The sequence below is a fragment of the Bradyrhizobium sp. SZCCHNS3052 genome (assembly GCF_032484495.1).
In the GTDB taxonomy this organism is placed as follows: domain Bacteria; phylum Pseudomonadota; class Alphaproteobacteria; order Rhizobiales; family Xanthobacteraceae; genus Bradyrhizobium.
In genome coordinates, this window is the sequence record NZ_JAUETB010000012.1 from 1 (window position 1) to 13,789 (window position 13,789).

Here is a 13,789-nt window from a genome sequence, read left to right on the forward strand (position 1 = left end):
GTGTACCTAGGAGGGCGGGCTTTCTTCCAAGATGGAAAGGAGTGCGACCGCGCCGGCCACCGAGAGTATGATCTTGTGAGAGTGGAGAAGCGCGTCTAGGGCGTGACTCGATACGCTAGCCCCCATGAGGAGCACCAAAGGAAACAGGGCGGCCCCATGAGCTACAGCCTGACCGGTCTCTCTTGAGATATATCGTTGACCGGGCTCACGGTGACACTCATAGGCAGCGTAAGCGACGGCAACAAGTAGGGTCAACACGTCAACCCAGTTGCCGTCAAATACACCTACGAGGTCAGCCCACCCCCCTCCCCAGCCCTCCCCCACAAGGGGGGAGGGAGCCGAGTGCGCCGCGCGGACAGGTCTGGGCCAATTCGGGCAGGGGGCTGCTCATGCTGAGCCTCATCGCCAAGCGCCTCGCGTTCGCGATCCCGTCGCTGATCGGCGTCGTGATCGTCACCTTCCTGCTCACGCGCGCCTTGCCCGGCGATCCCGCGGCGTATTTTGCCGGCCCCGCCGCCACCAAGGAGGCGGTGGAGCAGATCCGCAAGAAGCTCGGCTTCGACAAGCCGCTGGTCGAGCAGTTCTTCCGCTACACCGTCGATCTCGCCCATGGCGATCTCGGCAGTTCGCTGACCACAGGCCAGCCGGTCGCCAGCGAGATTCGCAACCGACTGCCGGCCTCGGCCGAGCTGACCTTGCTCGGTCTGTTGGTATCCGTCGCGATCGCGCTGCCGCTCGGTGTGCTCGCGGCGACGCGGCCGGGGTCGTGGATCGACCATACCTGCCGTATCGTCACGACCGCGGGCGTCTCGCTGCCGGTGTTCTTCACCGGGCTGGTGCTGGTGTATGTGTTCTACTTCCGGCTCGGCTGGTCACCGGCGCCGCTCGGCCGGCTCGACGTGTTTTATAGCGCGCCGGACCCCGTGACCGGCTTCTACCTCATCGATACGCTGATCGCGCGTGACGGCGAGGCGTTCCGCTCGGCGCTGAGCCAGTTGATCCTGCCCGCCGCGACGTTGGCGATCTTCTCGCTGGCTCCGATCGCGCGCATGACGCGGGCCTCGATGCTGTCGGTGCTGTCGTCGGAATTCGTCCGCACGGCGCGCGCCTCGGGCCTGTCGCCCGCGACGGTCACCGTGACCTATGCGTTCCGCAACGCCATGCTGCCGGTCATCACCACGCTATCGATGGTGTTCTCCTTCCTGCTCGGCGCCAACGTGCTGGTGGAGAAGGTGTTCGCCTGGCCCGGCATCGGCTCCTATGCGGTCGAGGCGCTGATCGCCTCCGACTTCGCGCCGGTGCAGGGCTTCGTGCTGACGATGGCGATCATGTACGTCGTCCTCAACCTCGTCATCGACATTCTCTATGGCGTCATCGATCCCCGCGTGAGGCTGGAAGGATGAGCACTGTCGCGCCGACCGTCGAGCCTGCCGCCGTTCCCTCGCGGACGTCGGGACTGACAGCCCTGATCGGCCACACGCGCTATGTCCTGGCCGAGAACAAGGTGACGGGCTTCGCCTTCGGCCTCCTGGTCGTGATCCTGTTTGCAGCCATCTTCGGCCCGTGGATCGTGCCCTATGATCCGCTGGCCAGCGACACCGCGTCCGCGCTAAAGCCGCCGTCGGCGGCGCATTGGTTCGGCACCGATCAGCTCGGCCGCGACATCTTCAGCCGCGTTGTGGTCGCGACCCGGCTCGACACCTTCATCGCGATCGCCTCGGTCGCGCTGGTGTTCTTCCTGGGCGGTCTCGCCGGCGTCGCCGCCGGCTTCTTCGGCGGCTGGACCGATCGCATCGTCGGCCGCATCGCCGACACGATCATGGCGTTCCCGCTGTTCGTACTGGCGATGGGCATCGTCGCCGCGCTCGGCAACACCGTGCAGAACATCATCATCGCCACCGCGATCGTGAATTTCCCGCTCTATGCGCGCGTGGCACGCGCCGAGGCCAATGTCCGCCGCAACGCCGGCTTCGTGCAGGCGGCACGGCTGTCGGGCAACAGCGAGCTGCGCATCCTGCTCGGCCACATCCTGCCGAACATCATGCCGATCATGATCGTGCAGATGTCGCTGACCATGGGCTACGCCATCCTCAATGCCGCAGGCCTGTCGTTCATCGGCCTCGGCGTGCGGCCGCCGACGGCGGAATGGGGCATCATGGTTGCCGAGGGCGCCTCGTTCATGGTGTCGGGCGAATGGTGGATCGCGCTGTTCCCGGGTCTCGCGCTGATGATCGCGGTGTTCTGCTTCAACCTGCTCGGCGACGGCCTGCGCGACATCGTCGACCCGCAGCGCAGGACGTAAGGCGATGAGCGCACCACAAAACGACTCCGTCATTGCCGGGCTTGACCCGGCAATCCATCCCTTCAAGAACACCTTCGTCAGTGTGATGGACGCGCGGGCCTTCGCCGCGCCGAAGGGGCTTCGGCCCCGCAGGCGGGTCAAGCCCGCGTATGACGGTCGTAACAAGCGGAGCCACGGATGACCGCCCAGCCGCTGCTCGACGTTCGCGATCTCACGGTCGAATTCTCCACCCGCCGCGGTATCGTCAAGGCGGTGCAGCATGTCGACATCTCCGTCGCCAAGGGCGAGACGCTCGCGATCGTCGGCGAATCCGGCTCGGGCAAGTCGGTGACGTCCTATGCGGTGATGCGCATCCTCGACCGCGCCGGGCGCATCGCCGAGGGATCGGTGATGTTCTCCGGCGTGGACGTCAGGGCGGCCGAGGAAAGCGCGATGCGCGATCTGCGCGGCCGCGAGATCTCGATGATCTTCCAGAACCCGCGCGCGGCCCTCAATCCGATCCGGAAAGTGGGCCAGCAGATCGAGGATGTGCTGAAGCAGCACGTCCAGGCGGCCGCGACCGATCGCGCCGAGAAGGCGATCGCCGCGCTCGAGCAGGTCAAGATCGCCCGCCCGCGCGAGCGCTACCACGCCTATCCGTTCGAATTGTCCGGCGGCATGTGCCAGCGCGTCGTCATCGCGCTGGCGCTGGCCTGCAACCCGCAGCTCCTGATCGCCGACGAGCCGACCACCGGTCTCGACGTCACCACGCAGAAGGCGGTGATGGACCTCGTCGTCGAGCTGACCAAGAGCCGGGGCATGTCGACGATCCTGATCACGCATGATCTGGGTCTCGCCGCTGCCTATTGCGATCGCGTCGTGGTGATGGAGAAGGGCCGGGTGGTCGAGACCGCCAGGGCCGCCGACGTCTTCGCCAACCCGCAGCATCCCTATACACGCAAGCTGATGCGCGCGACGCCGCGCCTCGGCGTGTCCTTGCGCGATCTGCTGCCGGAGGAGGATGTGGCAGCCCCACCACACACAGCCTCCGTCATGGCCGGGCTTGACCCGGCCATCCATCCATCTTCGCAAGAGTCGCTCCAGGTGATGGACCCCCGGGTCAAGCCCGGGGGTGACGAGCGGAGTGCGGAGGGCGAGCGGAGTGCGAGCAGCGCCAAGCCGCTTCTCCTCGTCGACAAGCTGGTCAAGGAATATCCGCGCCAGGGCGCTTCGGCCACGTTGTCGAAACTGTTCGGACGGAGGCCGGCGGTCGAGCCGGAGATGTTCCGCGCCGTCGACGGCATCAGCTTCACGGTCGGTCATGGCGAGAGCGTTGGCCTAGTCGGCGAATCCGGCTGCGGCAAGTCGACGACGTCGATGATGGTGATGCGGCTGCTCGACCAGACCTCGGGGCGCATCAGCTTCGATGGCGAGGAGATCGGCAACATCCTGCCGCAGGCCTTTGCCCGGCTGCCGCTGCGCAGCCGCATCCAGATGGTGTTCCAGGATCCGACCGACAGCCTCAATCCGCGCTTCACCGCGGCGCGTGCCATCGCCGATCCGATCCTGCAGCTCGGCGACATCAAGGGCCGCGACGCGCTTCGTGCCCGCTGCGAGGAGCTCGCCACCATGGTCGGCCTGTCGCTCAATCTGCTCGATCGCTTTCCGCACCAATTGTCGGGCGGCCAGAAGGCGCGCGTCGGCATTGCGCGCGCCATCGCACTGCACCCGAAGCTGGTCATCCTCGACGAGCCCACGGCGGCGCTCGACGTCTCCGTGCAGGCGGTCGTGCTCAATCTCCTGCAGGACCTCAAGCGGCAGTTAGGTATGAGCTATCTGTTCGTCTCCCATGATTTGAATGTCGTGCGGCTGTTGTGCGATCGTGTGATCGTGATGCGGTCGGGTCGAATCGTCGAGGAAGGCACCTCCGAACGTGTGCTAGGTCATCCGCAGGATGACTATACGCGGGAGTTGCTGACGGCGATTCCGCACCCGCCATTGCCGGCGCATTGAGCGTGAAAGCTTGAGGAGAAAAGCTGATGGCGGAGCCATTGGACGATTACATCGACGCCGTCGGGCGTGCATTGGCTCTGCCGATCGAGGACGCTTGGCGCCCGGCTATCCGCGCCAATCTCGAGGTCTCGCTGAAGATGGCGAAGCTGGTCGACGAATTCTCCCTGCCTGATGAAGCCGAGCCTGCCAGTGTCTTCACCGCTTAGTTCTCCCGAGATGACCGCGAGCGCCGTCGCCGCCGCGGTCGCCACCGGCAAGCTCTCGGCCGTCGAGGCTACCGACGCCGCGCTGGCGCGGATTGTGGCCCGCGATGGCGTGCTCAACTCGTTCACGGATGTGACCGCCGAGCGGGCGCGTGCGAAGGCGCGTGCGGTGGATGCCGACATCGCGGCGGGCAAGCCCGTCGGCCCGCTCGCCGGCGTGCCGTTCGCGGTGAAGAACCTGTTCGACGTCGCGGGGCTGCCGACCCGCGCCGGCTCCAAGATCAACCGTGATCGAGCGCCCGCGACGCGCGACGCGACGCTGATCGAGCGCATGGAGGCGGCCGGCGCCGTCCTCGTCGGTGCGCTCAACATGGGCGAATACGCCTACGACTTCACCGGCGTGAACGTGCACGACGGCCCGTCGCGCAATCCGCATGATCCGACGCGGATGAGCGGCGGTTCGTCGGGCGGCTCCGGCAGCGCCGTCGGCGGCGGCCTGGTGCCGATCGCGCTGGGCTCCGACACCAACGGCTCGATCCGTGTGCCGTCGTCGTTCTGCGGCATCTTCGGCCTCAAGCCGACCTATGGCCGGCTGTCGCGGGCGCGCTCGTTTCCGTTCGTCATGAGCCTGGATCATCTCGGTCCGTTCGCACGCTCGGTCGAGGATCTCGCGCTCGCCTATGACGTGATGCAGGGACCAGATCCCGACGATGCGGCGTGCACCACGCGCGCGCCGGAGCCGGTCTCAGCTTCGCTGTCGCAAGGGCTCGATGGCCTGCGCATCGCCATTGCCGGCGGCCACTTTCAGAAGAACCTGTTTCCGGAGGCCGCCGAAGCGGTCAGCCGCGTGGCGACCGCGCTCAAGGCGACCGACGTCGTCGAGGTGCCCGAAGCCGCGCGTGCTCGCGCCGCGGCCTATGTCATCAGCACGACCGAAGGCGCCTCGCTGCATCTCGACCGCTTGCGCAAGCAGCCGCAGGATTTCGATCCGGCGGTGCGCGATCGGCTGATTGCGGGGGCGATGATTCCGGCACCGATGGTCGACCGCGCGCAGAAGTTTCGCCGCTGGTACCGCGCTCGGGTGCTCGAGCTGTTCAAGTCCGTCGACGTGCTGATCGCCCCCGCCACGCCCTGCGTTGCACCCAAGCTCGGGCAGGCGACCTTCGTGCTCGACGGCGTCGAGCTGCCGGTGCGTGCCAATATCGGCATTCATACCCAGCCGATCTCGTTCATCGGGCTTCCCGTCGTCGCCGTCCCGATTCCGCTCGCGCCGATGCCCATCGGCGTGCAGATCATCGCGGCGCCCTGGTGCGAACATGTCGCATTGCGTGTGGCCCACGCCTTGCAGCAGCTTGGCGTCGCCGCTGCGCCGGCCCCGCGAGGAGTTCTGGAGAATGGAAGTCGATCTGCCTGACGTCGTCGCGGAAGTCACCGCGCAGTTCCAGCGCTACGAACAGGCGCTGGTCGGCAACGACGTTGCCGTGCTCGACGAGCTGTTCAAGCAGGACTCCCGCACGCTGCGCTACGGCATCGGCGAGAACCTCTATGGCTACGGCGAGATCGCTGCATTTCGCGCCGCGCGCTCGCCGGCTGGACTGATGCGGCGGACCGCGCGCACCGTGATCACCACGTACGGCCGTGACGCCGCGGTCGCCTCGACGCTGTTCTATCGCGACACCGCGCCCGGCAAGGTCGGACGCCAGATGCAGACCTGGGTCCGGTTTCCGGAAGGCTGGAGAATCGTTGCTGCCCATGTCAGCATCATCGATGAAGCAAAGGGCGGCTAAGGATGAGCCTGGACGATCTACCGCCGCGAACGCGCCAGCGGTCCGCCCGCGACTTGGAGATCAAGCGCATCGACCGCGCGCCGCCTGCCGTCGCGAAAATTACGCGCGCCGAGGAGCTGCGCCTGCAGCTGGCCGATGAGATCGTGCGCGGCGCGCTGGCGCCGGGCGCGCCGCTGGACGAGACCGAGATCGCCAAGCGCTTCAACGTCTCGCGCACGCCGGTGCGCGAAGCGCTGCGTCAATTGGCGACTTCCGGGCTGATCGAGGCGCGTGCACATCGCGGCGCTGTCGTGGCGCGGCCGTCGGCCGACCGTCTCACCGGCATGTTCGAGGCGATGGCCGAGCTCGAGGGCCTGTGCGCTGGTCTCGCGGCGCAGCGCATGACGCCGGTCGAGCGGCAGCGGCTGGAAGCCATCCACGAGGAGCTGCGCAATCTCAGCCACGCCGGCAACCCCGAGCGCTTCCACGAGGTGAACGAGCGCTTCCACAACGCGATCTATGCCGGCGCGCACAATGCCTACATCGCCGAGATCACCTTGGCGACGCGGGTGCGCGTGCAGCCGTTCCGCCGCGCCCAGTTCCGCAATCTCGGCCGCCTCGCCAAGTCGCATGCCGAGCACGACCGCGTCGTCGTGGCCATCCTGCGCGGCGACAAGGCCGGCGCGGCGAGTGCCATGAAGGCGCACATCGAGCTGGTGCGCGGCGAATACGAGATCTACGCGGTGTCGGTATAGCTAAGCTCGCCGTCTGCCGGGTTGCCGTCATTGCCCGCGCAGCAATCCAGAGGCCCGACCGCAGCTCTGGGATTGCTTCGCTGCGCTCGCAGTGACGAAGTCGCGAGGCGATCAGCTTTTCTGCGCCATATACGCGCGCCAGCCGCCGAACTTCGAGATGTCGCGCGCGCCATCGAGGGCGGCAGGCTCGACAAGGAAGCCCTTGGCGCTGCGGCCGTTGGCGAGCCGGATGGTGCCGATCGACAATGGCGGCGGGATGAGGTTGACGAATTTGCCGAAGCTCGCGGCCGACAGCGCCCAGAGCTCGACGGCCATTGCCGTGCCCTGGCCGTCGCCGATCCGCAGCATGCCGGGCTTGGGCGGCGTGGTCGACAGCGCGTAGAGCTTGTAGTCAGGCGCGGTGGTCGTCGCCTCGAGCAGACGTCCGCCGAGGCTGGTCAGCTCGTGGTTCAATGCCATCCCTGAGAGATGCGCGCCGACGACGACGACGGCGATCTCGTCGCCATGCAGTGCGGGAGACACGGGAGCGAGCGGCGGCAGCGGGACCGGCTTGGCGCCGACCGGCAGCGCCGTGTCGGCATGGAAGGCGCGCCCGAGACTGGCGAGCGCCGCATCGCGGCCGGCTGGCGCCAGTAGGGTGATGCCGAACGGGACGCCGTCGCTGCGCATCGCAGCCGGCACCGCAAGCCCGCAGAGATCGAGCAGGTTGACGAAGTTGGTGTAGGTGCCGAGCCGGCTGTTGAGCTCGATCGGATTGGCGAGCACATCCGCGGTGGTGTAGGCGGTCGGCGCCGTCGGCAGCACCAGCGCGTCGATATCGGCGAAGGTACGCTCGGCCACCTTGCGCAGCGCCTGCAGACGATAAAGCGCGGCAAAGGTGTCGGCCGCGCTGCCGCGCGCGCCGCCGATGGTGATCTCGCGCGTCACGGGGTGGATCGCATCGGGATCGGAGGCGAGCAGATCGCGGATCACGAGATAGCGCTCGGCGACCCAGGGGCCTTCATAGAGCAGCCGCGCGGTCTCGTAGAACGGCTCGAGGTCGAACTCGACCAGCTCGGCGCCAAGCTTGACGAAGCGCGCGGCGGCAGCGCCATAGGCGGCGTCCGCCGCCTTGTCGCCGAAGAAGATCAATTGCCCGGGGCGGGGAATGCCGAGCTTCACGCCCTCGGGAAATGCCGTCACGGCCCCAAGCGGCCGGTCGCGCGAGAACGGATCGAGCGGATCCGGCGCCGCCAGCACCGAGAGCGCCGCGACGGCGTCGTCGACCGTCAGCGAGAACACCGAAATGCAGTCGAGCGTGCGGCAGGCCGGCACCAGGCCGGACGTCGAGATCATGCCGAGGCTCGGCTTCAGGCCGACGATGTTGTTGAGCATTGCCGGCACGCGGCCGGAGCCCGCAGTATCCGTCCCGAGTGCGAGCGGCACGAGACCCGCGGAGACGGCGACCGCCGAGCCCGAGCTCGATCCGCCCGGAACGAGATCGGCGCGCACCGGATTTTTCGGAATGCCATAGGGCGAGCGCACGCCAACGAGGCCGGTGGCGAACTGGTCGAGATTGGTCTTGCCGATGATGATCGCGCCGGCCGCGCGCAGCCGCGCCACCGCGGTGGAATCGCGAGATGGCGTGTAGGCGAAGGCGGGGCAGGCGGCGGTGGTCGGCAGGCCCGCCACGTCGATATTGTCTTTCACCGCGACGGGCACGCCGTAGAGCGGCAGCGATCTGTCCCTGTCGGCGAGGGTTTCGGCCTCCGCGAGCGCGTCCTTCTCGCCGCGCAGGCTGATGAAGATGGCGGGGTCGTTGTGCGCGCGGATCCCGGCGTAGCAGCGCGCGATCGTGTCGCTTGGCGTTGTCAGGCCGGCGCGATGGGCGGCGACGATCTCGGCAATGGTCTCGGTCACGCGGCGCTCCGCGTCTCGTCCGAGCCCAAACTCTGGCCTGCCATTTCCTTGCGCTCCGCTTCGCCCAATCCGGCTGCGAACGTAGCAAGCCATGTGCCATTGTGTACACGGCGAGGATGCGGGCCTGATAAGGAAAAATCTTGAGAGTCAGTGGGTTGCTGTGCCATCCGACAGGCCGTCGGGCGGTCGGATGTGGTTGCCGAAGGCGATTTGCCTAATTGGTGAGCAGGCCGGGCGCCGCAGCCGCCTAGTACCCGCGCCGATCGGCATCCCCGCCCGTGATGCGCGCAAGTCGTGCCTCGGTGGCCGAGCTGGCGCCACGGGCTGTCCGGAACGATGCAGACGTCGGGCGGCTCACCGTGGCTCCCGACGATGGCGCGTCGTCAGCCCCGCTGGGGAAGAACAGCAGCGCAACGCTGAGGCCGAGATTGACCAGGGCGCCCACCCACGTGCCGTGGTGCGATGATGTCGCCGCGTATTCGGGAAATCGGCCGGCGATCACGTAGTCCAGCACCATGACGGCGATCCAGGCCGGGATCACACAGACCGGGTCCCAGCCGATGTCGCGAAAGCGCATCGCCTGCAGCATCAGGTTCGCCACCAGGCACAGACCGATCAGCACCACGATCGGCAGGCTCACCGTCAGCTCCGACGTCTGCGGGGCGAGGGCGGCAAGACCGACGGCCACAACCACGATCAGGACCACCGAAACCAGCGCAAGACCGAGCGCGGCGAGAAAATATTGCAGACGGCCGAGACGCGCATTGAAACCGAAAATGAACCCCAACATCCGCCTCTCCCCGCAGGCCGCGCCGCAATCGGGAGCGCAGCCGACACGGCATATCAGGGCGAAATTGCCGCGCGCCTTCGCCGATAGTTAGAATTTGAAGGACCGAGTGCGGCGGCGCTTTCGCGCTGCGGGATCTCATGCGGCTGAAAATATATCGTTGCTAAAGCAACTAATCTGTGGAACGATCGACCCGATCAGCAACGGAGGCGCGGGATGATCCGCGTCTCGAAGAAGGGACGGGAACGTCATGCGCAGCCTGCTCGCCGCAGGCGCGGTCGCTTGCGCGCGCGCCAACAGATTGCCGCAGCAGACGGGGCAGCCGTTCGGCGGCTCGTGCCTGAGCGGCTCAGCTCGCGCCCGTGACGGCGTCGAGATTGTCGTGGATTCGGCGCAGCAGGGTGATCAGGACTTCCCGCTCATCCTTGTCGAGACAGGCGAGCAGGCGCCGCTCGCGTTCCAGCGCGGCGACGATGACCTTGTCGTGCGTCGCGCGGCCCTTGGCCGTCAGCGAAATCGAATGGCTGCGGCCGTCCTCCGGGTCGTTGCGGATCGCGATCAGGCCGCGACTCTTCATCAGCGCCAGGGTGCGGCTGACCGGCCCCTTGTCGAAGCCGATCACGCTGCAGATGCGCGAGGCCGGGATGCCCGGCTCGATCGCCAGCAGCGACATGATCCGCCATTCGGTGACGTTGACGCCGAAATTGCGCTGATAGAACGCGGTGGCGCTGTTCGACAGCTTGTTGGCGATGAAGGTGATGAAGGCCGGCACATAGCGGTCGAGATCGAGCGTGAGGCCGTGCCCCTCAGCTTCGCGCGGCTGCGCCTTGCGCGGCGTCCCGGATTTCTCGCTCATGATCCCCAGCGTCCATGCATCGCCACTCATACGGATACGAAAAGCCGCATGACAAGGCCAAACTTCGGGAGCTCCGCATGAACCCAACAGGTCTTTCCCCCGCTGCCGGCGTGGCGCCGGTCATCCCGCACCTCGCCATCGACCCGTTCTCGTATGAATTCTTCGACGATCCCTATCCAGCGCATCAGGAGATGCGCGAGGCCGGCCCCGTCATCCATCTGGACGCGTGGAACGTCTACGGCGTCGCCCGCTACGCCGAGGTCTATGCCGTCCTCAACGATCCCCAGACGTTCTGCTCCAGCCGCGGCGTGGGCTTGAGCGACTTCGCCAAGGAGAAGCCGTGGCGGCCGCCGAGCCTGATCCTTGAGGCGGATCCGCCGGCGCATACGCGCACCCGCGCCGTGCTGAGCAAGGTGCTGTCGCCCGCCGTCATGAAGCGGCTGCGCGACGGCTTCATGGTAGCGGCCGAGGCCAAGATCGACGAGCTTGTAGGCCGGGGCTCGTTCGATGCCATCCCCGATCTCGCCGAGGCCTATCCGCTGTCGGTGTTTCCCGATGCGCTCGGGCTGAAGCCGGAGGGGCGCGAGCATCTCATTCCCTATGCGAGCCTGGTGTTCAACGCGTTCGGTCCGCCGAATGAGCTGCGCCAGCAGGCGATCGAGCGCTCGGCGCCACACCAGGCCTATGTCACGGAGCAGTGCCAGCGCGACAATCTCACGCCCGGCGGCTTCGGTTCCTGCATCCACGCCTTCAGCGACAGCGGCGAGATCACGCCGGCCGAGGCGCCGTTGCTGGTGCGCTCGCTGCTGTCGGCCGGCCTCGACACCACCGTCTACGGCATCGGCGCCGCGGTGTATTGCCTGGCGCGCTTCCCCGATCAATGGGCGCGGCTGCGCGCCGATCCGTCGCTGGCGCGCAACGCGTTCGAGGAGGCCGTGCGGTTCGAAAGCCCGGTGCAGACCTTCTTCCGAACCACCACGCGTGACGTCGAACTCGGCGGCGTCACGATTCCCGAGGGCGAGAAGGTGCTGATGTTCTTAGGTAGCGCCAATCGCGACCCGCGCCGCTGGGAGCAGCCGGACAGCTACGACATCACCCGAAAAGTATCCGGCCATGTCGGCTTCGGCTCGGGCATCCACATGTGCGTCGGCCAGCTCGTCGCGCGGCTCGAAGGCGAGGCGGTGCTGACGGCGCTCGCCCGCAAGGTCGGGAGCGTCACGATGAGCGGCGAGCCGAAGCGCCGCTACAACAACACGCTGCGCGGGCTGGAGAGCCTGCCGGTCACCTTTACTCCAGCCTGAGCTGTACCATGACCACGATCACCTTCATCCATCCCGACAACCGCAGCGAAAGCGTGGAGGCCGAGGACGGCGCCAGCGTCATGCTGGCGGCGCTGACCCACGGCATCGACGGTATCGTCGCCGAATGCGGCGGCAACGCCGTCTGCGCCACCTGCCACGTCTATGTCGACGACGCCTGGACCGGGAAGCTCGATCCCGTGTCCGACGATGAGGATGCGCTGCTGGACGGCACCGCAACCGAACGGCGGCCGAACAGCCGGCTGTCCTGCCAGATCAAGGTGCAGCCGGCGCTGGCCGGACTGGTGGTGCGCATTCCGGATCGGCAGAGCTGATTTCGCAACTGGAGACGATCTCCAGTCGCAACGACAACAATCAAACAAGCAACACACGGGGAAGGACATCATGAAGCAGCTGAATTCGTGCGCGCTGGCGCTGGTCGCAATAGTCTGCCTTGCAGGCGCGGCGCGGGCCGGCGAGATCTCGGACAATGTCGTACGCGTCGGCGTGCTCAACGACATCTCCGGCATCTTCCAGGACACCAACGGCATGGGCTCGGTCGAGGCCGCGCGCATGGCGGCGGAGGATTTCAACGGCGGCGGTAAAGGCATCAAGGTCGAGATCGTCTATGCCGATCACCAGAACAAGGCCGACGTCGGCTCGGCGATCACGCGCAAATGGCTCGATGTCGACAAGGTCGATGCCGTCGTCGACGTGCCCAACTCGGCCGTGGGCCTCACCGTCAACGAGCTCTTGCGCAACAGCCGGATGACGTTCCTGGCGTCGTCGACCGCGAGCTCCGATCTCACCGGCAAGGCCTGCTCGCCGAACACCATCCAGTGGGTCAACGACGCCTGGGCGACCGGCAACACCACGGCGGCTGCGATGATGGGCCGCGGCGGCAAGGACTGGTACTTCATCACGGTCAACTATGCGCTCGGCCAGGGCATCGAGGCGGAGGCCACCAACTACATCGAGAAGCACGGCGGCAAGGTGCTGGGCTCGGCGAAGCATCCGCTCGGCACGACGGACTTCGCCTCGTTCCTGCTTCAGGCGCAGGGCTCGAAGGCCAAGGTGATCGGCCTGGCGAATGCCGGCGGCGACACCATCAATGCGGTCAAGCAGGCGTCCGAGTTCGGCATCCAGCAGGGCGGCCAGTCGCTGGTCGCGTTCCTGCTGTTCATCAACGACATCCATGGCATGGGCCTGAAGGCGGCGCAGGGCCTGCAACTGCTCGAGGCCTTCTACTGGGACATGGACGACGACACCCGCGCCTTCGCCAAGCGCTTCGCAGCGCGCCCCGGCATGAACGGCAAGATGCCGAGCGGCAACCAGGCGGGCGTCTATGCCTCGACGCTTGCCTATCTCAACGCGGTCGCTGCCACCGGCAGCGATGATGCCAAGGACGTCGTGCCGCAGATGAAGACGGTGAAGGGCAAGGACAAGCTATTCGGCGATGTGACGATCCGGGCCGACGGCCGCGTCGTGCACCCGATGTATCTGTTCGAGGTGAAGAAGCCGGAGGAGTCGAAATATCCGTACGACTACTATCGTCTGGTCTCGACGATTCCGGCCGAGCAGGCGTTCCGCCCGATCGCCGATGGCGGGTGTGCGCTGGTGAAGTGATGCGTTCGTGGGGTAGCGAGCAAGTGATATCCACGAGTGACATCTAGAAGTAGATGCCGCGAGAGCCGCTGCTCTTCAGTTGCTCCGTCATGCCCGGGCTTGTCCCGGGCATCCACGTCGAGCGGCGACTATCGAGCCGCGTGGATGGCCGGGACAGGCCGGCCATGACGGCGCGGGGAAGGCGACTTCCTCTCATGACCTTCTTCCCGACCCTGCCGTCTGCTGTGCTGCAGTATCCTTAACACGCACTATAGTTCTTGCCTTTGCCCGTTTCCGGGAATTATGGTGCATGGATCGATGGCGCG

The 13,789-nt window shown here is 66.7% G+C and carries 14 protein-coding genes; 11 read left to right on the forward strand and 3 right to left on the reverse strand.

All coding sequences use genetic code 11. The annotated features are described in order from the left end of the window. Window positions 1-389: 389 nt before the first annotated feature. From QX073_RS27680 to QX073_RS27715, 8 genes are read left to right on the forward strand one after another with little or no spacing between them, the layout of a single operon-like run. Complete coding sequence (locus QX073_RS27680) at window positions 390-1,403, forward strand: ABC transporter permease (RefSeq protein WP_316165619.1); 1,014 nt, start codon at window positions 390-392, stop codon at window positions 1,401-1,403. Further along, window positions 1,400-2,302 (forward strand): ABC transporter permease, encoded by a 903-nt coding sequence (locus QX073_RS27685; protein WP_315717106.1) that lies wholly within the window; start codon window positions 1,400-1,402, stop codon window positions 2,300-2,302. The genes QX073_RS27680 and QX073_RS27685 overlap by 4 nt, the downstream gene beginning before the upstream one ends. A gap of 4 nt (window positions 2,303-2,306) precedes the next feature. After that, window positions 2,307-2,483: a hypothetical protein gene (locus QX073_RS27690; protein WP_316165618.1), complete on the forward strand. Its 177-nt coding sequence runs from the start codon at window positions 2,307-2,309 to the stop codon at window positions 2,481-2,483. Beyond that, window positions 2,480-4,294 (forward strand): ABC transporter ATP-binding protein, encoded by a 1,815-nt coding sequence (locus tag QX073_RS27695; protein WP_316226691.1) that lies wholly within the window; start codon window positions 2,480-2,482, stop codon window positions 4,292-4,294. The genes QX073_RS27690 and QX073_RS27695 overlap by 4 nt, the downstream gene beginning before the upstream one ends. Before the next feature lie 26 nt (window positions 4,295-4,320). Next, window positions 4,321-4,500, forward strand: coding sequence for a DUF4089 domain-containing protein (locus QX073_RS27700; protein ID WP_315717108.1), 180 nt, complete (start codon window positions 4,321-4,323; stop codon window positions 4,498-4,500). Window positions 4,501-4,510: 10 nt separating this feature from the next. Beyond that, entirely contained in the window at window positions 4,511-5,911 is a 1,401-nt protein-coding gene (locus QX073_RS27705) for an AtzE family amidohydrolase (RefSeq protein ID WP_316226692.1), read from the forward strand. Beyond that, complete coding sequence (hpxZ, locus tag QX073_RS27710) at window positions 5,892-6,284, forward strand: oxalurate catabolism protein HpxZ (protein ID WP_315717110.1); 393 nt, start codon at window positions 5,892-5,894, stop codon at window positions 6,282-6,284. Before QX073_RS27705 ends, hpxZ begins: the two co-directional genes overlap by 20 nt. A gap of 2 nt (window positions 6,285-6,286) precedes the next feature. Further along, window positions 6,287-7,018 carry a GntR family transcriptional regulator gene (locus QX073_RS27715; protein WP_315751192.1) on the forward strand — a complete coding sequence of 244 codons (732 nt, stop codon included), beginning with the start codon at window positions 6,287-6,289 and terminating at the stop codon, window positions 7,016-7,018. Between the two features lie 111 nt (window positions 7,019-7,129). On the opposite strand, the gene atzF is transcribed toward QX073_RS27715, so the two are convergent. The 3 genes from atzF to QX073_RS27730 all read right to left on the reverse strand — a co-directional run bounded on the left by atzF (window position 7,130) and on the right by QX073_RS27730 (window position 10,560). Continuing rightward, the gene (gene atzF / locus QX073_RS27720; RefSeq protein ID WP_316226693.1) at window positions 7,130-8,917 is read right to left on the reverse strand and encodes an allophanate hydrolase; all 1,788 of its coding nucleotides are present in this window, start codon (window positions 8,915-8,917) and stop codon (window positions 7,130-7,132) included. A 247-nt stretch (window positions 8,918-9,164) separates the two neighbouring features. After that, complete coding sequence (locus tag QX073_RS27725; RefSeq protein ID WP_410052396.1) at window positions 9,165-9,704, reverse strand: DUF805 domain-containing protein; 540 nt, start codon at window positions 9,702-9,704, stop codon at window positions 9,165-9,167. A 349-nt stretch (window positions 9,705-10,053) separates the two neighbouring features. Next, entirely contained in the window at window positions 10,054-10,560 is a 507-nt protein-coding gene (locus QX073_RS27730; protein ID WP_315717116.1) for a MarR family winged helix-turn-helix transcriptional regulator, read from the reverse strand. 77 nt (window positions 10,561-10,637) lie between these two features. On the opposite strand from QX073_RS27730, the gene QX073_RS27735 reads away from it, so the two are divergent. The 3 genes from QX073_RS27735 to QX073_RS27745 all read left to right on the forward strand — a co-directional run bounded on the left by QX073_RS27735 (window position 10,638) and on the right by QX073_RS27745 (window position 13,484). Beyond that, entirely contained in the window at window positions 10,638-11,861 is a 1,224-nt protein-coding gene (locus tag QX073_RS27735; RefSeq protein ID WP_315717117.1) for a cytochrome P450, read from the forward strand. 8 nt (window positions 11,862-11,869) lie between these two features. Continuing rightward, the gene (locus tag QX073_RS27740; protein WP_316226695.1) at window positions 11,870-12,193 is read left to right on the forward strand and encodes a 2Fe-2S iron-sulfur cluster-binding protein; all 324 of its coding nucleotides are present in this window, start codon (window positions 11,870-11,872) and stop codon (window positions 12,191-12,193) included. 70 nt (window positions 12,194-12,263) lie between these two features. Further along, a complete protein-coding gene (locus QX073_RS27745; RefSeq protein WP_315717119.1) occupies window positions 12,264-13,484 on the forward strand; it encodes an ABC transporter substrate-binding protein in 1,221 nt (406 codons plus the stop codon). Window positions 13,485-13,789 lie beyond the last annotated feature (305 nt).

Coding starts and splice junctions, on each gene's coding strand:
- QX073_RS27685 (WP_315717106.1), top strand. CDS start 1,400: ATGAGCACTGTCGCGCCGACCGTCGAGCCTGCCGCCGTTCCCTCGCGG.
- QX073_RS27715 (WP_315751192.1), top strand. CDS start 6,287: ATGAGCCTGGACGATCTACCGCCGCGAACGCGCCAGCGGTCCGCCCGC.
- QX073_RS27735 (WP_315717117.1), top strand. CDS start 10,638: ATGAACCCAACAGGTCTTTCCCCCGCTGCCGGCGTGGCGCCGGTCATC.
- QX073_RS27690 (WP_316165618.1), top strand. CDS start 2,307: ATGAGCGCACCACAAAACGACTCCGTCATTGCCGGGCTTGACCCGGCA.
- QX073_RS27680 (WP_316165619.1), top strand. CDS start 390: ATGCTGAGCCTCATCGCCAAGCGCCTCGCGTTCGCGATCCCGTCGCTG.
- QX073_RS27730 (WP_315717116.1), bottom strand. CDS start 10,560: ATGAGCGAGAAATCCGGGACGCCGCGCAAGGCGCAGCCGCGCGAAGCT.
- QX073_RS27700 (WP_315717108.1), top strand. CDS start 4,321: ATGGCGGAGCCATTGGACGATTACATCGACGCCGTCGGGCGTGCATTG.
- QX073_RS27740 (WP_316226695.1), top strand. CDS start 11,870: ATGACCACGATCACCTTCATCCATCCCGACAACCGCAGCGAAAGCGTG.
- QX073_RS27695 (WP_316226691.1), top strand. CDS start 2,480: ATGACCGCCCAGCCGCTGCTCGACGTTCGCGATCTCACGGTCGAATTC.
- hpxZ (WP_315717110.1), top strand. CDS start 5,892: ATGGAAGTCGATCTGCCTGACGTCGTCGCGGAAGTCACCGCGCAGTTC.
- QX073_RS27745 (WP_315717119.1), top strand. CDS start 12,264: ATGAAGCAGCTGAATTCGTGCGCGCTGGCGCTGGTCGCAATAGTCTGC.
- QX073_RS27705 (WP_316226692.1), top strand. CDS start 4,511: ATGACCGCGAGCGCCGTCGCCGCCGCGGTCGCCACCGGCAAGCTCTCG.